18 protein-coding genes are annotated in these 20,004 nt (G+C 73.5%); 7 read left to right on the forward strand and 11 right to left on the reverse strand.

Going from position 1 to position 20,004, the window contains the following annotated elements; genetic code table 11:
• Window positions 1–147 precede the first annotated feature (147 nt).
• Together FE374_RS11435 and FE374_RS11440 are read left to right on the forward strand one after the other, a co-directional pair.
• Entirely contained in the window at window positions 148–783 is a 636-nt protein-coding gene (locus FE374_RS11435) for a DUF2461 domain-containing protein (protein WP_139929175.1), read from the forward strand.
• 144 nt (window positions 784–927) lie between these two features.
• Window positions 928–1,641: a hypothetical protein gene (locus FE374_RS11440; protein WP_139929176.1), complete on the forward strand. Its 714-nt coding sequence runs from the start codon at window positions 928–930 to the stop codon at window positions 1,639–1,641.
• A gap of 85 nt (window positions 1,642–1,726) precedes the next feature.
• Here the strand turns inward: FE374_RS11440 and FE374_RS11445 are convergent, their stop codons facing one another.
• Together FE374_RS11445 and FE374_RS11450 are read right to left on the reverse strand one after the other, a co-directional pair.
• Window positions 1,727–2,752 carry an Rv2578c family radical SAM protein gene (locus FE374_RS11445; protein ID WP_230978274.1) on the reverse strand — a complete coding sequence of 342 codons (1,026 nt, stop codon included), beginning with the start codon at window positions 2,750–2,752 and terminating at the stop codon, window positions 1,727–1,729.
• Between the two features lie 128 nt (window positions 2,753–2,880).
• Window positions 2,881–4,119: a hypothetical protein gene (locus FE374_RS11450; RefSeq protein WP_139929178.1), complete on the reverse strand. Its 1,239-nt coding sequence runs from the start codon at window positions 4,117–4,119 to the stop codon at window positions 2,881–2,883.
• 126 nt (window positions 4,120–4,245) lie between these two features.
• Between FE374_RS11450 and FE374_RS11455 the strand changes: the two genes are divergently transcribed.
• Window positions 4,246–4,938: a DUF4386 domain-containing protein gene (locus FE374_RS11455; RefSeq protein ID WP_139929180.1), complete on the forward strand. Its 693-nt coding sequence runs from the start codon at window positions 4,246–4,248 to the stop codon at window positions 4,936–4,938.
• Between the two features lie 291 nt (window positions 4,939–5,229).
• Here FE374_RS11455 and FE374_RS19190 read toward each other — a convergent pair whose 3' ends face one another.
• A complete protein-coding gene (locus FE374_RS19190; RefSeq protein ID WP_168205671.1) occupies window positions 5,230–5,400 on the reverse strand; it encodes a hypothetical protein in 171 nt (56 codons plus the stop codon).
• Window positions 5,401–5,487: 87 nt separating this feature from the next.
• Here FE374_RS19190 and FE374_RS11460 point away from each other — a divergent pair, with 87 nt between their 5' ends.
• Together FE374_RS11460 and FE374_RS11465 are read left to right on the forward strand one after the other, a co-directional pair.
• A complete protein-coding gene (locus tag FE374_RS11460) occupies window positions 5,488–5,940 on the forward strand; it encodes a VOC family protein (RefSeq protein ID WP_139929182.1) in 453 nt (150 codons plus the stop codon).
• A gap of 3 nt (window positions 5,941–5,943) precedes the next feature.
• Entirely contained in the window at window positions 5,944–6,621 is a 678-nt protein-coding gene (locus tag FE374_RS11465; protein ID WP_139929183.1) for a winged helix-turn-helix transcriptional regulator, read from the forward strand.
• A 60-nt stretch (window positions 6,622–6,681) separates the two neighbouring features.
• On the opposite strand, the gene FE374_RS11470 is transcribed toward FE374_RS11465, so the two are convergent.
• The 4 genes from FE374_RS11470 to FE374_RS11485 all read right to left on the reverse strand — a co-directional run bounded on the left by FE374_RS11470 (window position 6,682) and on the right by FE374_RS11485 (window position 12,277).
• Window positions 6,682–7,038, reverse strand: coding sequence for a rhodanese-like domain-containing protein (locus tag FE374_RS11470; protein WP_179957378.1), 357 nt, complete (start codon window positions 7,036–7,038; stop codon window positions 6,682–6,684).
• Between the two features lie 128 nt (window positions 7,039–7,166).
• Complete coding sequence (locus FE374_RS11475; protein WP_139929188.1) at window positions 7,167–8,882, reverse strand: FAD-dependent oxidoreductase; 1,716 nt, start codon at window positions 8,880–8,882, stop codon at window positions 7,167–7,169.
• 105 nt (window positions 8,883–8,987) lie between these two features.
• On the reverse strand, window positions 8,988–11,513 hold the full coding sequence (locus tag FE374_RS11480; RefSeq protein ID WP_139929190.1) for an ABC transporter permease: 2,526 nt from the start codon (window positions 11,511–11,513) through the stop codon (window positions 8,988–8,990).
• Between the two features lie 5 nt (window positions 11,514–11,518).
• Window positions 11,519–12,277, reverse strand: a complete 759-nt coding sequence (locus tag FE374_RS11485; RefSeq protein ID WP_139929192.1) for an ABC transporter ATP-binding protein — start codon at window positions 12,275–12,277, stop codon at window positions 11,519–11,521.
• A gap of 235 nt (window positions 12,278–12,512) precedes the next feature.
• Here FE374_RS11485 and FE374_RS11490 point away from each other — a divergent pair, with 235 nt between their 5' ends.
• Window positions 12,513–15,299: a helix-turn-helix transcriptional regulator gene (locus FE374_RS11490; RefSeq protein ID WP_223173524.1), complete on the forward strand. Its 2,787-nt coding sequence runs from the start codon at window positions 12,513–12,515 to the stop codon at window positions 15,297–15,299.
• Window positions 15,300–15,368: 69 nt separating this feature from the next.
• Here FE374_RS11490 and FE374_RS11495 read toward each other — a convergent pair whose 3' ends face one another.
• The 4 genes from FE374_RS11495 to FE374_RS11510 form a co-directional block, all read right to left on the reverse strand.
• Entirely contained in the window at window positions 15,369–15,506 is a 138-nt protein-coding gene (locus FE374_RS11495; RefSeq protein ID WP_139929194.1) for a type II toxin-antitoxin system VapC family toxin, read from the reverse strand.
• Window positions 15,507–15,666: 160 nt separating this feature from the next.
• Window positions 15,667–16,056, reverse strand: coding sequence for an MmcQ/YjbR family DNA-binding protein (locus FE374_RS11500; protein WP_139929196.1), 390 nt, complete (start codon window positions 16,054–16,056; stop codon window positions 15,667–15,669).
• A 43-nt stretch (window positions 16,057–16,099) separates the two neighbouring features.
• Window positions 16,100–16,294, reverse strand: a complete 195-nt coding sequence (locus tag FE374_RS11505; RefSeq protein WP_139929198.1) for a hypothetical protein — start codon at window positions 16,292–16,294, stop codon at window positions 16,100–16,102.
• Window positions 16,295–16,335: 41 nt separating this feature from the next.
• A complete protein-coding gene (locus FE374_RS11510) occupies window positions 16,336–16,587 on the reverse strand; it encodes a hypothetical protein (RefSeq protein ID WP_139929200.1) in 252 nt (83 codons plus the stop codon).
• Between the two features lie 288 nt (window positions 16,588–16,875).
• On the opposite strand from FE374_RS11510, the gene FE374_RS11515 reads away from it, so the two are divergent.
• Window positions 16,876–19,998: an alpha/beta hydrolase family protein gene (locus FE374_RS11515; protein WP_139929202.1), complete on the forward strand. Its 3,123-nt coding sequence runs from the start codon at window positions 16,876–16,878 to the stop codon at window positions 19,996–19,998.
• Window positions 19,999–20,004 lie beyond the last annotated feature (6 nt).

A 20,004-nucleotide genomic window follows, 5' to 3' on the forward strand; every position in this document is an offset into this window, starting at 1 on the left:
GGTCTGCTGGCGGGTCCCATCTGAGCACATTTCCGACCGTCCCGGGCCGAAAGCGGCCCCGCCCCGGCGTGTCCGGTTGCGGACGACGTCCGTGAGGACGTCCACAGGGGACCGGCACGCGCCGCCGCCGGCGAGCATGATGACGTCATGGCGGAGTTCACCGGGTTCCCGCTGTGGGGGCCGCAGTTCTACGACGAGCTCGAGCGCAACAACGACCGTGAGTTCTGGGCCGCGAACAAGGAGCGGTGGGAGCGCGACGTGCGGGACCCCATGCGCGCGCTCGTCGCAGTGCTCGAGCCCGAGTTCGGGCCCGCGACCGTCTTCCGGCCGTACCGGGACCTTCGCTTCAGCCCGGACAAGTCGCCGTACAAGCTCCACCAGGGCGCCATCGCCGGGCCAGCACCGGGGTTCGGGTACTACGTGGGCCTCGACGCCGACGGCCTGATCGTCGGCGGCGGGTTCCGCACCCACTCCCCCGCCCAGACCGACCGGTTCCGGAAGGCGATCGACGCCGACGACGGTGACATCCTGCCGGCGATCGCCGATGCGCTGGTCGAGCAGGGGTACATGCTCGACGGCGCAGCGCTGAAGACCCGGCCGCGCGGCTACCCCGCCGACCACCCCCGCATCGACCTCCTGCGGCGCAAGGAGCTCATGGCCGTCACCAACGTCGGCACCCCACCATGGCTGCCCACGCCGGCCGCATTGGACCACGTGCGGGAGATGTGGCGGCAGATCCGGCCCCTGGCGCAGTGGGTGGTCACGAATGTCGGGCCCGACTGAGCCTCCTCGAGGTGCCGACGCGAGCGTCCGCATTCTTTGCGTGGTCCCAGGTGTACCCCAGCCTTCGCGCAGGTCTGCCGCCCACCGTGGTGCCCGCGGACCACCCCGGGCCGACCGCACCCGGTCGATGCGAAGGACAGCACCATGAAGCGCACCACACTCACCGCCGCCGCGGGCGTCGCCGCCGTGAGTCTCGGACTCGCCGGCATCAGCCTCCTGCCCGCGAGCGCCGCAGAGTCCGCCGACACCACCACCTCCGACGAGGACACCGCCTTCCTGGTCGACCGCCTCGCCCGGCTGAAGCAGGCCCTGGCGGACCTGGTCGACGACGGCACCCTCAGCCAGGACGAGGCGGACAAGGTCGCCGAGACGCTCAACGAGTCGGACACGTGGGGCCAGCACGGCGGCGGCCACCACGACGTCGGCGGGGTCTCCTTCGACGCGGCCGCCGAGGCCCTCGACCTGAGCGCCGACGAGCTCCGCACGGCACTGGCCGACGGCAGCACGCTCGCCGAGGTCGCCAAGGCGCAGGGCGTGGACACCGCTGACCTGGTCGACGCGCTCGTCCAGGCGGCCACCGCCCACATCGCGGAGGAGGTGGCCGAGGATGACCTCACCCAGGACCAGGCCGACCAGATGACGGCAGAACTCGAGGACCGGATCACCCAGCAGGTCGAGGAGGGGTCGTTCCGCGGCGGGCCCGGCGGGGGGCACCGCCCCCGTGGCTTCGCCGGCCCGGACGACGCCGCCACCGGCGGCAGCACCGACCAGGGAACCACGGACCCAGGCACCACCGACGGCAGCACCAGCGGCACGACGTCGGAGGGCACCGACAGCGTCAGGTTCAGCCGGGTGTAGCCACCAGCGCGTTTGAACCAGCAACGCGTGCCGTGGCCCGCACCGCCCCCTGCGCGGGGCACGGCCTTGAGTGGGGGGCTCGCGGTCAGAACAAGGCGAGCTGGGCCGGCTCGGCGGCTTCCGCGGGCGGCGTCGGGGCCGCCGGCTGGCGCGCCCAGCGTCGCGGTGGCCGCTTGTCGAAGCCGTGCCGGCGGCGCGCCCGGCCCGAGCGCTCCCCGAGCCAGGCGCGGTAGTCGGCCGTCGCGTACGACCCGCGGCCGTACAGCCGTCGGTACTGCGGAAGGAGCTCGGGATACTCACGGTCCAGCCAGGCGAGGAACCATTCCCGCGCACCTGGTCGCAGGTGCAACGCACCGGTGGTGACGTCGGCGGCGCCGGCGTCGGCCAGGGCGGAATAGAGGGCGTCGAGCTGCTCCTCGGAGTCGGTGAGCCACGGCAGGATCGGCATGGCCAGCACGGAGCACTCCAACCCGGCGGCGCTCACGGCTCGGATGAGGTCGAGGCGTGCCGCGGGTGTCGGCGTGCCCGGCTCGACGCGGTGCTGCAGGTCGGGGTCGAGCAGAGCGAGGGACACCGCGACGGAGACGGGCACCGTGCGCGCCGCCTCCAGCAGCAGCGGCAGGTCACGCTTGAGCAGCGGCCCCTTGGTGAGGATGGAGAACGGCGTGCCGGACTCTGCGAGCGCGGTGATGATCCCCGGCATGAGCCGGTAGCGGCCCTCGGCGCGCATGTAGGGGTCGGAGTTCGTGCCCAGCGCGACGTGCTCGCGCGCCCAAGACGGCCGGGCGAGCTCCGTGCGCAGCACGTCGACCACGTTGGTCTTGACGATGATCTGGGTGTCGAAGTCCCGACCGGCGTCGAGGTCGAGGTACTCGTGCGTGCGGCGGGCGAAGCAGTAGGTGCACCGGTGCAGGCACCCGCGCGTGGGGTTGATGGTCCAGCTGAAGGGCATCGCCGACGCCGCCGGGACCCGGTTGAGCGCGCTCTTGCACAGCACCTCGTGGAACGTCACCCCGGCGAACTCGGGGGTCTGCGTGCTGCGGACCAGCCCGGCCAGCGGCAGCAACGCCCCGGGGTCCGTGCCCGTCAGCTCACGTGTCTCCCACCGCACCGGACTATTCGAACAAACTTTCGATCCGGCGTCCAGTGCCAGGGAGGAACAAGACCCCGTGCCTCGCCGCGCATCGCGGCGATGAGGCCGCCACGAGGAAGGTCTCGCTGCTGGCTGGCCTGGTCCCATCACTCGCTGACCGTCAGCGCCGCCTGGGATATCGACGCGAGCTGGGCGTCGCCGGTCATGTCGCCCACCGTCAACTGACCGGCGGCATCCCGCGCGGTGTACGCGTTGCGCGTGAACGTCCGCCCCTGGCGGGGCACCACCTGGAAGCGGGTGTCCTCCACGCGCACGGCCGGCCCGGTCCCGTCCAGGGCGAGGGCCACCGGCGTCGGGACGACCGCGCTCGTCTCCTCGCCCGTGCAGGCATCGACCCTCGTCCGTGCGAGGTCGAGGGTGCCGTGCGCGCTGGCACGGGCCAGGTCACCGGGGATGTCCACCGTGCCGGGCCCGTCGCCTCGGAGCGTGACCTCCTCCTCAAGGGTCCGGCCGTCCGGGCAGGCGACGACGGTCGTTTCGATGACGTCGGCCGTGATCGTCTCCGCGCGCTCCGGCGGGGCGCTCACCGTCGCGGTGAGGATGACGTCGTGGGTGACCGTCCCGATCTCCCCCTCGGGTCCCTCGACCAAGGTGAATCGGCCTTCCGCGCCCGTCCCGCCGGCCGGCGCGACGTTGGCCGGTGGCTCCGTCGGCGGCGTGCCCCGGGTGAAGGTGCGTTGCTCGGCATAGCGGAGGAACGCGGCGCTCTCCTCGACCGCGCCCACCTCGCCCACCGTGGCGGAGCCGAAGCCGTCTCGCGAGAGGTCGACGCTGCTTGAGCGGGACACATCGGCACCGGAGGACACCGAGCCCGTCACCCCGGTGCGGAACCGCACGGACGTGCCGGTGACGTCGATGGAGACATGCTGTGCCGGCACGGGCGTGGACACCTCGGGCGTGCCGCAGCCCTCGGTCGTGACCATCTGGAGGTCGACGACGGCGTCTGCGTGCGCCGTGCGGAGGCGACGGTTGATGTCGAGCGTCACCGGGCCGGGCAGCGTCGCGTCACCACCGGTGGTGATCGTCGAGCTCGACACCGGGCCGCCGTCCGGGCACTCGTCCTCCGACCCTCGCGAGAGGAACACGTTCACCGAGGTCGCGCCGCCGAGCACCTCGAGGACGGACACCGATCCGACGTACCCGGGACCGCCGTCGTCGGGCAGCAGTGGGTTGTCCGGGCCGATGTTGACCGCCGCCTGGAACGAGCGGAGCTCGGTGGTGACCGGTCGTGCGGGCGGCGCTGCCCAGGCGCCGGAGGCGGCCAGTGAGACCATCACGGCGCCGGCCACCGCTGCAGCAACGCCCGCACCACGTAGCTTGCCCATCTCGCCCTCCCCAGGGACGCCGGACGGCACCACGCTACGCCGCTCGGTGAGCGGCCGACAGAGCCGATCGGCGGGTCGCGCACACCAGACTCGGGAGCGCCGAAGAGGCGTACGGTGACGCGCACCATGACCCGCATCGTCACCGGCGTCCTGCTGATCGTGCTGCCGATCGCCTACAACGTCCTCTTCGCGGCGTTGGCCCGGAGCTTCGACTACCCGGACATCCTCCGGCGTCCCACGGCCGAGGTGCTCGAACGGTTCGCCGCCGGCGGCAGCCGGCTGGTGCTCACGTGGTGGGCGTTCACCATGACCGCCGTCCTGCTCGCGCCGACCGCGGTGCTGCTGTCGGTGACGCTCGCCGACGCCGAGCCGGCGATCCTCTCCCTCGCGACGGCGTCCGGTGTGCTGGCCGCGCTGGTGCAGTTCCTGGGGCTCGTCCGCTGGGCGTTCGCCGTGCCGCACCTCGCACGGCTCGCCGCTGACCCCGCCTCGACGCCCGCCACCCGCGAGGCGGTCGACGTCGTGTTCCAGACCCTGAACCGCTACCTCGGCGTCGCCGTCGGCGAGCACCTCGGCTACCTCTTCACCGGCCTGTGGACGGCCTTCGTCGCCGTCACCGCACTCCAGTCGGATGTGCTCCCCGCGGCGACCGGGATCGCCGGGCTGGTGCTGGCCGTGACCTTCGTCGTCGGCGCCGCCGAGTTCGTCGGCCCGTTCGAGCCGGAGGGCTGGGCGTTCGCGGGCAAGCTCGTGCCGCTCGCGTACGTCGGCTGGTCGTTGTGGCTGCTGGCGACCGGCGTGCTGCTGCTGCTCGGCTGACCTTCGCGGCCCTGCAGACCGCGGAAGCGGGCCGTTCGTCGAGGTCAGGAATTGGCGGCCGCGGCCGCCTGAATCCCGGTCCTGGTTGACCCCAAAGAAAGGGGCTTTGGACCTACCGCGGCGCACGAGCGATAGGTACTGTGAAGGCCTAGACCGGGAGTCCCCGCAGGAGTGGCGCGAGTGCACACGCCGCCTCGGCGAAGGGTCGAACGGTGCCGACCGGACCTGGTAGGTGATGCGTAGAGGTGACGAAGACGAACATCGCTACCCCGCCGTCTGACGGCTCGCGAATCATGAACGGCCGATGATGCTGATTTCAGCACCGGCACAGCCCACGATCGGGCGGTCGACGAGAAGCAGACCTCCGAGGTAGCGCACAAGCGGTCCGGGTCCTTGCGACCCGGACCGCTCGTCGTTCTGGGCATCGGGGCACAGCACGTCGTCGCGGCGCCAGATGAGCACCCGAAGACTCTTGACAGGGTCACTTGCTTTTTGCAAGTGTGGACCTGCCCGCACCAGCGGGTACCGGTACTCGAAGGAGAGGGCACCATGGCCACGGAGATCTTCGTCAACCTGCCCACCGCGGACCTGGAACGGGCGAAGGCGTTCTACACGGGGCTCGGCTGGCGCATCAACGACAACTTCACCGACCACAACGCCGCCTGCGTCATCATCGACGAGCACCTGTACCTGATGATCCTGACCCGCGAGTTCTTCGCGACGTTCACCGACAAGGCGATCGCCGACCCCCACACCTCCGCACAGGTCGAGGTCGCGCTGAGCCGGGAGAGCCGCGCAGAGGTCGACGCTCTCCTCGAGAAGGCCCTCGCTTCCGGCGGCACCGAGCTCCGCGAGGCCCAGGACTACGGGTTCATGTACGCCCGCGACTTCGAGGACCCCGACGGCAACAACTTCAGCGCGCTGTGGATGGACCCGGTCGCCGCGGAGCAGGGCCCCGAGGCGTTCATGGCCCAGCAGGGCCAGCAGGAGGCGGGCGCCTGACGCATGGCCCCACGCAGCTATGGGCAGTACTGCGGCGTCGTCGCGGCCCTCGAGCTGGTCGGGGAACGGTGGGCCCTGCTCATCGTCCGCGACCTGCTCGTGGGTCCGCGCCGCTACACCGACCTTCAGCGGGGGCTGCCGCGCATCCCCACGAACATCCTCTCCACGCGGCTCAAGGACCTGCAGGCCGGCGGGGTGATCCACCGCGTCCCGCTGGCCCACGGCCTCGTGTACGAGCTCACCCCCTTCGGGCGCGAGCTGGAGGACGTTGTCCTGGCCCTCGGCCGCTGGGGCTTCAAGGCGATGGGCGAGCCCGACCCCGCCGACGTCGTCACCGCCGACTCGATGACCATCGCCTTCCGCACGGCCTTCCGTCCCGAGGCGGCGGCCGATCAGCAGCCCACCACCTACGAGGTGCATATCGGCAACAACGTCCTCGCGCTCGAGGTGGCCGACGGCGTCCTGCAGGTCACGCCGGCGCCGCACCCGGGCGCCGGGGTCACCTTCGCAACGGGCCCTGGCATCCGGTCGGTGATCGCAGGCCAACTCTCCCCCGCCGAGGCGGTCGGGCGGGGCATCGTGCACGTAATCGACGGCGATCCCGCCTTGCTTGACCGGTTTGCTCAGACGTTCCACCTCGCGGCGGATCAGGCGCGGTCGCCCGTCGACACCCTCGCCTGATGCCACGTCTCCCGGTCGGGCGACCACACCTCGCCCGCGCGGGAGCACCGTGGGGGCAGCTCAGGTACGGACGTCCGCCGGGCCCCGGTGCACCGGCAGGCCGGCGGCACGCCACGCCTGCACCCCGCCGACGAGGTCCGTGGCTCGGCGCAGGCCCATCTGACGCAGCGAGGCGGCCGCGAGGCTCGAGCTGTACCCCTGGCGGCACGCCACCACGATCTGCAGGTCGTAGCCGGTAGCTTCGGGGATCCGCCAGGGGCAAGCGGGGTCCAGGCGCCACTCCAGCACGGTGCGGTCGATCACGAGCGCCCCCGGGAGCTCACCTTGCTCACCTCGCTGGGGCGCGGTGCGCGTGTCGACCAGCAGCGCTCCATTAGCGACCGCCGCGACTACCTCCAGTGGCTCCAGCCGCTTCATGCCCGCTCGTGCCGCGGCAAGCACGTCGTCGATGCTCACCCGCACAGCATCGCGCCCGCACCGGTGGAGACGCGAGGCTTCGGCGACTCTCGCGTGGAAGCCAGTCGCTGGCTGACTCCGTTCCCGGCCTACGCCTCGACCGCCTCCCCTGCCAGCTCGGCCAGGTACTGGTGCACGGACCCGACGGCGACCGACCCCTCGCCGACCGCGCCGGCGACGCGCTTGACGGACCCGTGCCGCACGTCCCCGGCGGCCAGGACACCCGGCAGGCTGGTCTCGAACGGCAGGGGCGCACGGCTGAGCGGCCAGGCCGGGGCCGGGACCTCCGCCCCGGTGAGCACGTACCCACGCTCGTCCAGCCCGACGGCGCCCGCGAGCCAGCCGGTGTGCGGCTCGGCCCCGATGAGGACGAACAGGGCGGCCGCCGGGACCGTCGCCGAGTGCCCGGTCCCGGTGTCTTCGAGGGTGAGCGACTCCAGCCGGCCCCTGCCCGAGCCGCCGGTCACCCGGGTGCCCAGGCGCACGTCGATGTTCGCCGTCGCCGCGATGTGGGTGACGAGGTATTCCGACATGCTCGCGGTGAGTGACCGCCCGCGCACGAGCAGCGTGACCCGGGCGGCGTAACGGGCGAGGTGCAGGGCCGCCTGGCCGGCGGAGTTGGCCCCGCCGACCACGTACACCTGCTCCTCGGCGACCGCGGGCGCCGCGACGCCCGCGGCGCCGTAGTAGACGCCGGCACCCACGAGACGCTCGAGCGCGGGGACGGCGAGCCGCCGGTAGGTCACCCCGGTCGCGACGATCACTGCCCGCGCGCGCAACGTGCCGCCGTCGGCGAGGGTGACGACGCGGTGGTCCCCGAGGGCGCTCACGTTGGCCGCCGGCTGGGAGAAGACGAGCTCCGCGCCGAAGAGGATCGCCTGCTCCCACGCCCGGTGGGCGAGCGGCCCGCCCCCGATCCCGCGAGGGAAACCGAGGTAGTTGCGGATCAGCGAGCTGGTGCCGGCTTGGCCGCCGATGGCCTGCGGCTCGATGACGACCGTCCGCAGCCCTTCCGAGGCGCCATGCACGGCCGCCGCGAGGCCGGCCGGTCCTGCGCCGAGCACGGCGAGGTCGTAGGACTCGGCGGACGGTGTGGTGCGCATGCCGTGCGAGCTCGCGAGCTCGGCGGGGCCTGGGTCAGCGAGCACCGTCCCGCTCTGGTGGACCGCAGCGGGCAACCGGCCGAGGTCGAGGCGGTGCGCGTCGATGAGGCGCCGGCCCTCCGGTGAGCTCGACGGGTGGAAGTCGAACGGGACGCCGTTGCGGGTGAGCAGGTCGAGGAGGTGGTGCGTGCGCGGCGACCACCGCTCGCCGACCACGCGGTAGATGACGAAGTGCGGCCGGTGGGCCTTCACCCAGCCGCTGAGCCACTCCTGCACCTGCGGGTAGAGCCACTCCTCCGGATCGACCCAGCCCTTCGCCACCGACAGGTCGATGCGTCCGAGGGCCACGGCCCGCTGCAGGGTCGCCAGCTCGGTGAACGGGATGCGGGTGTGGAAGCGGTCCATCGCGAAGAGCAGCACGCGCCCGGCGCCCGGGCAGAGGGCGTGCGTGCGCTCGAGGAGCTCCACCCCGCCGCCGGGCAGGTGCAGGTCGGCGGCAACCAGGGCGACGTCCTGCCCGCGGTCGACGAGGTCCGCGAGCAGGTCCAGGGCTTCCGGGGCCGAGGCGGCACCGCGGATGAGGTAGTCCGGCCCGAACCGACGTGCCAACGCCTGCTCTGTCACGTGCCTGGCCGCCGCGTCGCCGTCCACGACGACCATCGCCGGCGGCAGCTGCGCACCTGGTGTGGCGGGATCCGCCATGACCGCCCACCCCCTTCTTCGGTAGGACGATTCTGCTGTGGCACGGGCGAGCCGACATCCGTTCGGGAGGCGCCGGCTCCTCGGCACGGGCACGAGCCGCCCGTCCTACTGGGCTGACATTGCCGACAGCACGTCCATCCGCGCCACCCGCCGCGCCGGCAGCATCCCGGCGAGCAGGCCCGCGGCGGTAGCGAGCACCACCACGAGCAGCAGCCTGTCCACAGGCCAGGCCACCGGTACCGGCTCGGCGCCGGACAGCGCCCGCACGGTGGCGGACCCCAAGCCGGCGCCGAGGCCGACGCCGATCACCACCGCGAGCGCGGCCACGAGCACCGCCTCCCAGCGCACCATCCAGCGGACCTGGTTGCGGGTCATGCCGATCGCCCGCAGCAGCCCGATCTCCCGGGTCCGCTCGACGATCGACAGCGCCAGGGTGTTGGTGACGCCCAGCAGGGCGATCGCGACGGCGAGCAGCAGGAGCACCGTCACCATCCCCAGGATCTGGTCGACCGCGCCGGCCCGCGCCGCCACGGCGGCGGCCATGTCACGCACGTCCGCGGTCGGGAATGCGGAGAGCGCGTCGACCACGGCCTCCTTGCCCGCCTCGGCGGCAACCCCGTCCCTCAGCTTCACCAGCAGGGAGGCATCGACGTCCTCGGTGAAGTGCTCGGCGTAGGTCTCCATCGAGATGAGGTACCCGGTGGCGAGGGCCTGGGCGTCGCCGTCGTCCACGAGCCCGACGACCTCGAGGTCCGTGTCCCCGGTGCGGGCGAATGTCAGGGTGAGGGTGTCACCCACCTCGAGCCCGCGTTCGGCGGCCTTGGCGCCGCCGAGGACGATGCCCCCGTCGGCCAGGGCGTCCAGGGAACCCGCGACCAGGTCCACGTTCGCGACCTCACCGAGGGTGGCGGGTTCGATCGCAGTCAGGGCGCTGGTCGCGCCGGCGTCCTTCCAGTGCCCGTACCGCATGCGGGAGACGACGGCGACCTCGGGCAGGTCCTCGACGGCGTGGTGGACGTCGTGGGACAGCCCGCCGAGCATCTCGGCCCGAGTGCTCTCGATGACGAGGTCGGCGGTGATGACCTCCTCGTAGGTGCCAGCCGTCGTGGCCTTCACCGACTGCCCGAGGATGGTCATGAAGGTGATGAGCGTCAGGCCGATCGCCAGTGCCGTCGTGGTGGCGGCGGTGCGGCGCGGCGCCCGGGCGGCGGACTCGCGGGCCAAGCGACCCGTCATGCCGGCGGCGTCGAGCGGACGGCCCACGAGCCGGGCCAGCCGCGGGGCGAGCACGGGGCCGAGGAGCGTCAGCGCCACGAGCGCGGCGAGGGCGCCGGTGGCCACCACCATGACGGAGGCCCCGACGAGCGCGGACCCGACGGCGACCGTGGCGATGCCGGCCACGGCCCAGCCAGCCACCGTCCGCCGGCGCGACGGCGGCACGGCGCCGCTCTCGCGCATCGCCTCGATGGGCGCGACGCGCGCGGCCTTGCGGGCCGGCCCGACGGCGGAGAGCACGGTCACGACGACGCCAATGGCCAGGGAGATCAGCAGCGTGCGCGGCGCGACCACCAGGCCGCCGTCGGGCAGCGCCACCCCGAACGCGCGGGCGACGCCGCGCAGCCCGTACCCGGCGAGGATCCCGAGACCGGTGCCGAGCACCGAACCGGCGGTGCCGACGACGAGCGCCTCTCCCAGCACCGAGCGGCGCAGCTGCCAGGCGGTGGCGCCGGCCGCGCGCAGCAGAGCGAGCTCGCGCGAGCGCTGGGAGATGACGATGGTGAAGGTGTTGGCGATGAGGAAGCCGCCGACCAGCAGGGCGGCCCCGGCCATCGACAGCAGCATCACCCGGATCATCGCGAGCTTCGAGGCGGCCGCCGCGGCGCCGGCGGCCACGGTGTCCTGCGAGGTGGCGATGTCGTAGTCAGCGCCGAGCTCGTCGCCCACGGCGGTCTGGAGGTCGGTGGGTGGAACGCCGTCGGCGGCGATCGCCTGGACCTGGCTCACCTGGTCGCCGAGGTCGAGCAGTCGCTGGGCGGTGGGCAGAGCGACGAGCGCCATGGTGGTGTCGGCGAGGCCGTCCTCGGCGCCGAAGCCGGCGAGGCCCACGACCGTCAGGGTCTCGACGGCGTCCGCCCGGACGGTGACCTCGTCGCCGACGGCGATGCCGTACGTCGCGGCGGTGGCGACGTCGAGGACCACCTGGCCGTCCGCCGTCGGCTCCGTGCCCTCGCGGATCTCGAAGGCGCCGAACGGCGCCGGCGACCAGGAGGAGAGCACCGAGGCCCCGGCCGGGACGAGCGGCTCGCCGTCGACCTCGAGGAGGCCCTGCCCGGCGGCCGAGGCGGCGGCGTCGGCCACGCCGTCGACGGCGAGGACGCGGCCGAGGAGGTCGGCGGGCAGCGGGTCGCGCTCGACCTCGACACCCATGGCGGAGTCGAAGGCGGCGGCGTCGCGGATGGTGAGGTCCACCCCGGCGGAAGCGGTACGGAACTGGTCCTCGAAGAGCTTCTGTGAAGTGTCGGTCAGGACGAGGCTGCCGCTGACGAACGTGACGCCGAGGACCACGGCGAGCAGGGTCAGCGCGAAGCGGGACCGGTGGGTGGCGATGTGCCGCAGGGTGAGGTGCCACATGGTGCTCACTCCCCCGCCGCGGTGAGGCGGGCCATCGTGGCGAGGACGGCGGCGCGGGTGGGGGTGGGAAGCTCGTCGACGACGCGGCCGTCGGCGAGGAAGACCACGCGGTCGGCGTAGGCGGCGGCGCTCGGGTCGTGGGTGACCATGACGACGGTCTGGCCCAGCTCGCGGGCGGCGTGGCGCAGGAAGCCGAGGACGGCGTCGCCGGCGCGGGAGTCGAGGTTGCCGGTGGGCTCGTCGGCGAAGACGATGTCCGGCCGGGCGATCAGAGCCCGGGCGACGGCGACGCGCTGTTGCTGCCCGCCGGAGAGCTCGGTGGGGCGGTGGGTCAGGCGGTCGGCGAGGCCGACCACGTCGACGAGCCGGGCCATCCACGCCGGGTCCGGCTTGCGACCCGCGAGGGTGAGCGGCAGGGCGATGTTCTCCGCGGCCGTCAGGGAGGGGACGAGGTTGAAGCTCTGGAAGACGAAGCCGATGCGGCTGCGTCGCAGCAATGTGCGGGCGTCCTCGTCCAGCGCGGTCAGGTCGGTCTCGCCCAGCAGCACCTGGCCCGCGTCCGCGGTGTCGAGGCCGGCCAGGACATGCATGAGGGTGGACTTGCCGGAGCCGGACGGCCCCATGACGGCAGTGAACTGGCCGGCGGGGATGCGCAGGTCGGCTCCGTCGAGGGCGCGGACCTCGGTGGCGCCGTGGCCGTATATCTTGACGACGGCGCGGGCCTCGGCGGCCACGGCGGTGCGGGTGGGGGTCAAGGTGGTCATGGACGTGCCTTCCAGTCGGTGGTGGCGGTGCGTCGACGCCGGCAGGCGAGCCGGCGGGTGGGTGCTTGCGGGCGGTCGCGGCCTCCTGGAGGAGGTCGCGCCTGCGGTGGTGACAGTGACGGTGCCGGTGAGTTTCCTCTCGGGTGGGACACCACGAGGTTCCCGCCGGGGCCGCTGGGTTCGCGCCGGTGGAATCACCGGGTCGGTTGCCGGGTTCGCCGGAGGGGCCGGGTGCGTGCGACCCGAGCCGCCCGGGCAACGCGCCGTGCGACGGCGTGCCGGGCGCTACCTTGTCCCGGTGCTGGCGGGCCGGGACTCCGAGCGCGCCGCCGTCGTGGCGCTGCTGCACTCCGCACGCGCCGGCGCCGGCGGCGCCCTCGTGCTGCACGGGCTGCCCGGCGTGGGCAAGACCGCCCTCCTGGCCACCGCGGCCAACGACGCACCAGGCATGACCCTGCTGCATACCCGCGGCATCGAGTCCGAGTCGCCGCTGGCGTTCGCGGCCCTGCACCGCCTCCTGCGCCCGGTCCTGCACCTGACGGACCGTCTGCCCGGCCCGCAGTCCCGGGCCCTGCGCGCGGCGTTCGGGGAGGCGGACGACGCCGGCGCCGACCGCTTCCTCGTCTTCCTCGCCGCGCTCAGCCTGGTCTCCGCGGCGGCCGAGGACACACCGGTGCTCGCCGTCGTCGACGACGCCCACTGGCTCGACGACGCCTCGGCCGCGGCACTGCTGTTCGTCGCCAGGCGCCTGCAGGACGAGAAAATCGCGGCGCTGTTCGGCGCCCGGGACGGCGACGAGCGGACCTTTGACGCCGGCGACCTCCCGCAGCTGGAGCTCACCGGGATCGACGAGGCCGCTGCCGCGGACCTGCTGGCCGGGCGGTCCGGCGCGCCGGTGCCCGCAGGGGTCCGGGACCGCCTGGTGCGATCCACCGGCGGCAACCCCCTCGCCCTGGTCGAGCTGGCTGCGGCGCTCTCGACGGCGCAGCTCGCCGGACTCGAGCCGCTCCCGGCGGAGCTGCCGCTGACCGCCGGCGTCGAGCGGGCCTTCCTCGACCGCTACCGCCGCCTGCCGGACGGCGCCCGCACCTTCCTTCTGGTCGCGGCGGCGGACGACTCGGGCCGCCTCGCCGTCGTCCAGCAGGCGGCGCGCGCGCTCGGGGCCACCGCGGACGCCCAGGACGAGGTCGAGCGCTCGGGGCTGCTGCGGGTGGTCAGCGGGCAGCTGGAGCTGCGCCACCCACTGGTGCGCTCGGCGGTGTACTCCGCGGCGACCAGCCGGCAGCGGCGGCAGACGCACAGCGCACTGGCGGCGGTGCTGACCGGCCCCGAGCAGGCCGACAGGCGGGCGTGGCACCGCGCGGCCGCCGCCGACGAACCTGATGAATCGGTGGTCGAGGAGCTGGACGCCGCGGCCCGGCGCGCCCGCAGCCGGGGCGGGCTGGAGGCGGCCGCCGCCGCGTGGGAGCGCGCGGCGGAGCTGACCCGCGACACCGAGGCTCGCACGCTCCGGCTCTATGCGGCGGCCCGGGTGGCCTGGCTGGCCGGCCGGCCCTCCTGGGCGCGCCGGCTGGTGGACACGGCGATCCCCGGCGCGGACGAACCAGGCCTGCGGGCGGACATGATCCGCCTCCGGGCGCGCATCGAGTGGAACACCGGCTCACTGGCGCACGCGCACCGGATGATCATGGAGGGCGCGGCCGCGGTGGCTCAGCACGACGTCGACCGCGCGCGCGAGATGGCCATGTTCGGTGCCGCGGTGGCGTCCTTCGGCGGGGACTCCGGCGTCGGTGTGGACCCCGTCCCGCTGGCCTTCGCCGAGGCGGCGGACACGGCCCGCACCAGGTGCTTCGCGGACCTGCTGCTGGGCCTCGCCCACGTCCGTGCCGGCGACTGGTCCGCTGCGGCACCACTGCTGAGGGCGGCGTCCTCGCTGACGGAGACGCTCTCCGACGAGGACCAGGACCTGCTGCCCAACCTGGGGATCGGAGCGCTGCACCTGGGCGACGACGACGGCGTCCGCCGGCACCACGAGATGCTGCTGGCCCGGGCGCGCGGCAGCGGCGCGATGGTGATGGTGCTCTACGCCCTGAACCGGCGGATCTTCGCGGACGTCGCCACGGGGCGGTGGCGCGAGGCCGAGGCTGCGGCCATCGAGGCGTTGGACGTCGCGGCCTCCCTCGGACAGCCGGGGCTCGGCGCGATGTCGCAGTCCTGGCTGGTCCTGCTCGCGGCGCTGCGCGGCCAGGAGAGCTTCGCGGAGCGGCTCGCCCGCGCCGAGGCGACGGTGGCGGCGCACCCCACCGGCATCCTCGGGGCGGTGATCGACGACGTTCTGCGCTGGGCCAAGGCCGTCGACGCCGCGGCCCGGCCCGACGCGGCGCTGCACCACCTGGAGCTGGTCCGGCAGGGCGTGGTCCAGCGGCTGGCCGCCGTCGACCGCGTCGAGGCGGCGGTACGGGCGGGTCACCCGGAGACGGCGGCCTCCTGGGTGAGCGAGCTGGAGGACTTCGCCGCCGCGACCGGGCAGTCATGGCCGGCGGCCGCCGCGGCGCACGGCCGCGCGCTCCTGGCGGAGAGCCCGGACGCCGAGCGACTCTTCGCCCGGGCGCACGCCCTCCACGCGGACTCACCGCGCACGTTCGACCGGGCCCGCACCGAGCTCGCTCACGGCGAGTTCCTGCGCCGCGCACGGCGCCGGGTGGACGCCCGCGTGCACCTGCGAGCCGCGATCGAGGTCTTCGACGACCTCGGCGCCACGCCGTGGCGCGACCGGGCCGCGGCCGAGCTACGGGCGTCCGGTGAGACCGCGCGGCGGCGGGAGGGAGCGAGGGTGCCCGCGGCGGAGCTGACACCCCAGGAGCGGCAGGTGGCCAAGCTGGTCAGCGAGGGCCTGACCAACCGCGACGTGGCCGCGCAGCTCTTCCTCAGTCCCCGGACCATCGACTTCCACCTGCGTAACGTGTTCGGCAAGCTCGGGGTGGCGTCGCGCGCGGAGCTGGCGCGGCTCCCACTCGCCTGATCCCGCGACCAGACTGGCGATCTGGTCGCGGGCTCGAGGCTCACCGTCGGTGGAGCGGGAACGATTGGCTCACGCCTTCCTGACATGCTCGCCGTAGCGGAGCACCTTGCGGTCGACGGTCAGCAGGACCATCTGCTCCGCCGGGAGACGCGGCGAACCGACAGCTGCCCAGAGCAACACATGGGTGTCGAGGAGGTATCCCCTCACCGCTCCGTCCCGAACAGCTCGGCGATCTCCTCCGACATCAAGTCGTCGAAGTCCTCGGGCCCCTTCATCTGGCTCGCGACCTCGGGCGGCAAGAAGCCGATCCTAGGTACCGGCGGGGGCATCGAGGACGGAGCGGCGGGGAGTGGTCGAGGAGACCGCTTCAGCGGTCGAGGTATCGCTCGGAGAGCCGCGGGGGCGCGCACGCGAGCCAGCCGTCGGTGATCGCCTCCCGCAATGCCGACTGCGCGACGGCCGGCAGCGCGATGAGCACGGCCGGGTAGCCGTCGAAGTGCGGGATCGTGAAGAACCCCTCGTGACGCGCCCCGAGCACCGCCTCCTTCTCGCCGAGGTCCTCGACGCGGACCGCGACGATCGGGCCCTCCGGCGGGACCGTGTCGCCGAACCGACGGATGTCCACCTTGTGCCAGCGCCGCTCCCACACGAACGCCTTGCCCGCCACGGACCAGGCCCGGTGACCGCGCGGCGAGATCTCCTCGGTCACCTCGGGCAGGCGCCCGGCCAGCCTGGACACGTCCTGCAGGGTTGCCACGTGCTCACGCTAGCCCCGGCGCACCGCCGTCGGGAATGTACGTTCAGCGCGCCGAGGAGGCGGCGAGCGAGTCCGCGAAGGAGTCGACCTTGGCCCGCCAGCCGTCCTCGAGCGGTCCCTTCATCCCGGTGACGTACACGCAGCCCTCGGCGACCTTCGTCAGGCTCTTGGCGTCGAGGAGCTCCGTCATGATCGGCCGGACCTTCTGCCACCGGGCGGTCTCCTCCGCGGTGGGCATCTCGCCGGTGTTCTTGTCCGGCCGGGGTGCGCCCTCGGTGGTCAGCAGGGCGTATCGGGCCCCGGCGGGCAGCGCGGCGTGCTTGAGGAAGCGCCGCGCGCGTCCGAGGGGCCGGCCCAGCGCCCCGGTGAGCTGAACACGTACAGGTCCGCCGGCTCCAGGGCCGTGGGGTCGGCCTCCCGGATGTGGTGGACGTCGACGGCGACCCCCTTGGCCGCCATGGCTGTCCTGAACTCCGCCGCGACCGCGGCACCGTTCCCGAACTTCGACGCGTGGTAGTAGGCGATCTTCATGGCGAGCCCTCCTCCGGCCGCCGGCGGGCGTGACCGGCCGCGTGTCGCGGCGTCTCAGCGCGCCCGCTCGTATCACCACCGTCACGCGCGAGGGGGCATGGGCCAAGTGACCAAGGTCCTCGCAACGCGAACGGCCCGGCCAGTGCGGACGGGGAAGAGGTGCGAGGGAGCAGGGCCGGCGCGCGGCCGTCGGGACCGACCGCAGGATGCCGACGGTCCGTAACGGCGCAGTAACGCCGGGCGGCGAAGGCTGGCGCCTGTCGGTGTGCAGCCTTGGAGGCGATCGGCATGGCAGCACTGACCCCGACAGTCCTCGAACGCGTCGCGCGCTGCGCACGGCACGTGCACGTCAACGGGCTGACCACCGGAGCCCAGGTGGTCCTCACCGTCGACGGCGACACCTTCACCGCCACCGCCGCCGGCGGCGGGCACACGTTCGACGTGCCACCGCTTACCGCCGACGCGGTGCTCACCGCCACGCAGGACGACGGCAGCGGCCCCACCCCACCCTCCCCCGCGGTGATCGTCGAGGACGCCGCCGCCCCACCCACGTCGGCGCCCCTCTTCCCCGCCGAGGTGAGAGCCTGCAGCCAGTGCGTCCACCTCCGCGGGCTGGTGCCGGGGTGCGAGGTCGAGGTGCGCCAGGCGGGCAACGTGGCCGGCACGGCGACCGCCGACCGGCACGGCGAGGCCTGCGTCCAGGCAGAGCTGCGCGGGTCGCGCGAGGATCCCGGGCCCGCCCTCACGGCTCGCATGAGCGTGTGCGGCGCCGCCGGGCCGTCGAGCGGTGCCATCCTTCTGCCGGACGGACCGCTGCCCGCACCCGGGGTGGACGCGCCACTCTTCGGCTGCCAGCGCGTGGTCCCCCTCCGAAACCTCCGGCGCGGCGCCAAGACCCAGGTGGGCACGGACTCGGGCACCTACCTCGGCTGGATCTGCAACTGCTGGACCGACGTCGACGTCAACGTGCTGCACCCCCTCGTCCCGGGCGAGCGGGTGCGCGCCGAGCAGTACTGGGACGGCGACGCGTGCAAGATGCTCGGTCCGGCCGGCCGATGGGTCGACGTCGTCCCGCCCGACGAGCGGATCAAGCCCGCCGTCCAGGAGGCGCTCGTCGAGGGCGACCAGCTCATCCGGGTGACCAACCAGATCGTGGGCAGCGACCTTGTCATCCTGGTGCGCGACGACGACGCCTCGCCCGAGCAGCGGTTCGGGCCGCGGCCAGCCTCCCAGGAACCGGAGATCGCCCTCAACGCCCCCCTCGTAGCCGGCCAGCAGGTCGCCGTCGAGCAGCACCTGTGCGGACATGTGGAGGTCTCCGACTGGGCGACCGTGCTGCCCGCCCCCGCCAGCGTGACCGCCCCGGTCCTCCTGCCGCCGCTGTACGAGTGCGCCGGCGCCGTCCAGGTGGCGGGTCTGTACCCGGGCGCGGTGGTCCGGGTCTTCCTGGACGGCATCCCGTGCGGCCTGGGGTGGGCGGGCCTGGACGTCAGCGTCGAGGTGACCGCGGCACCCGCGCTGGTGGTCGGGGCTCGCGTCACCGCCCGCCAGTGGGTGGGCGGCGTCGCCGGCCCACTGTCCGATCCGGTCACGGTCCAGGCCGTCCCGGAGAAGCTCCACGAACCACGGATCGTGGGCCCGGTGGCCGTGGGAGACACCACGGTCTGGGTCAGCGGCGTCACCCCGGGGGCGTTGGTGTCGGTCTACTCGGCGGGCGCCCTCCTCGGCGAAGGGTATGCCGGCGAGCCCCTCGCGCGGATCGGCATCAGCGCCGCCACCGGGCTCGTGGACGCCCACGTGCGCCTCTGCAACCGGACCGCTACAGGCCCGCGCACCGAGGTCTTGGAGTACCCGGGCGCCGCGCGCACCAACCGCGGAGTGGGCACCCGGGACCTCGACTACGGCACTGTCTGGATCCCCGAGCACGCCACCACCGAGGGGACCACAGACGGCGGGTACGACCACCCGATCCGCGGCCGGCTCTACCACCCCGTCGACGAGAACGGCGAGCTGCCCGACTTCGCCCGCCCGCGCCCGCTCGTGCTGATCGCGCACGGGCTCCACTACGCCGACGAGGAGGACCAGAGCCACCTGGGCTACGCCTACCTCGCGGAGCATCTGGTGCGCTGGGGGATGTTCGTCTTCAGCCTCGACCTCAAACGGGTCAACGAAGAGACGATCAAGATGCAGAGCACCCAGCAGTGGGCACGCGGCGCGATCATCCTCGCGGCGCTCGACAAGCTGTTCGCCGACGACGACGTCGGCGAGTACTTCAACCGGGACCGGATCGGTCTGGTCGGGCACTCGATGGGCGGCGAGGGCGTCGTCGTCGCCCAGGCACTCAACACCGCGCCGCAGACGCCGTGGGGCATTCGCGGCGTGGTGAGCCTGGCCCCCACCCACTGGCGGCCCGACGTGACGCTTACGAGGGCGAAGTACCTGCAGCTCCACGGCTCCCTCGACCTTCTCCTGGAGAACCCCGGCCGGGTCCAGGGCGCCGAACCCCCGTTCAACGGCTTCCGGATCTACGACCGGGCGTGGCGGCCGCGCAGCTTCGTGTGGGTCTACGGCGCCATCCACCAGGGCTGGAACCCCAACTGGTGGAACAGCCCCGTCCTCGGCGGGCCACCCTGGCAGGCCGACGTCGACGGCGCCCTCACGCTGGACGAGCACGCCGAGGTGGCGCGCTGCTACGTCAACGCCTTCTTCCAGGACACGCTCTTCGGCCGGCGCGACTACGAGGGCTACCTCCACGGGCTGGTCACCCCCCGGACGGTGGCCCACCTCGAGATCTACCCGCTGCACCGTTCGCACGGCACCGATCTGGTGGACGACTTCGGCGACGGCGACGACCAGGACGGCGTGCCCGAGGAGACGCCGATCGACCGGACGGCGAACCGGGCGGGCGGCGCCTCGCTGGCGTCCGGTGCCGGGCTCGACCTCTGGGACGACACCGAGCACGTCGGGGTTCTCGCCCGCTCGGTGCACGACACCCGCAGCACCGACCTCGCGTGGCTCCAGCCCGACCTGGAGTACACGGTGAGCTTCCCACCCCGCTCCCTCCAGCCGACCGACGTCCTCTCACTCCAGCTCGCGCAGCACTACGACCAGGACGCGGCCGGCGAGCCGGACGCGACCCACAACCCCGCCGGGATCGACCTCGACCTGGTGGCGACGCTGGACGACGGTGCCGAGACGGCGTCCGTCCGGGTGGGCAGCGCCGGGGTGGCGCCCTACGCCGCGCCGGTGGAGGAGCCGTGGACGGTGTTCCGGACCGTGCGGCTGCCCCTCGACGCGTTCACCGCCGTCAATCAGGCACTCGACCTGGGCACCATCCGGAGCGTGCGGCTCCGGCTCGTGCTGCGCCCGACCGGCCGCGTGCTCGTGGACGACGTGGAGTTCCGGGCATGAGGAGCA

It is taken from the genome of Georgenia yuyongxinii (assembly GCF_006352065.1).
GTDB classification, from domain to species: domain Bacteria; phylum Actinomycetota; class Actinomycetes; order Actinomycetales; family Actinomycetaceae; genus Georgenia; species Georgenia yuyongxinii.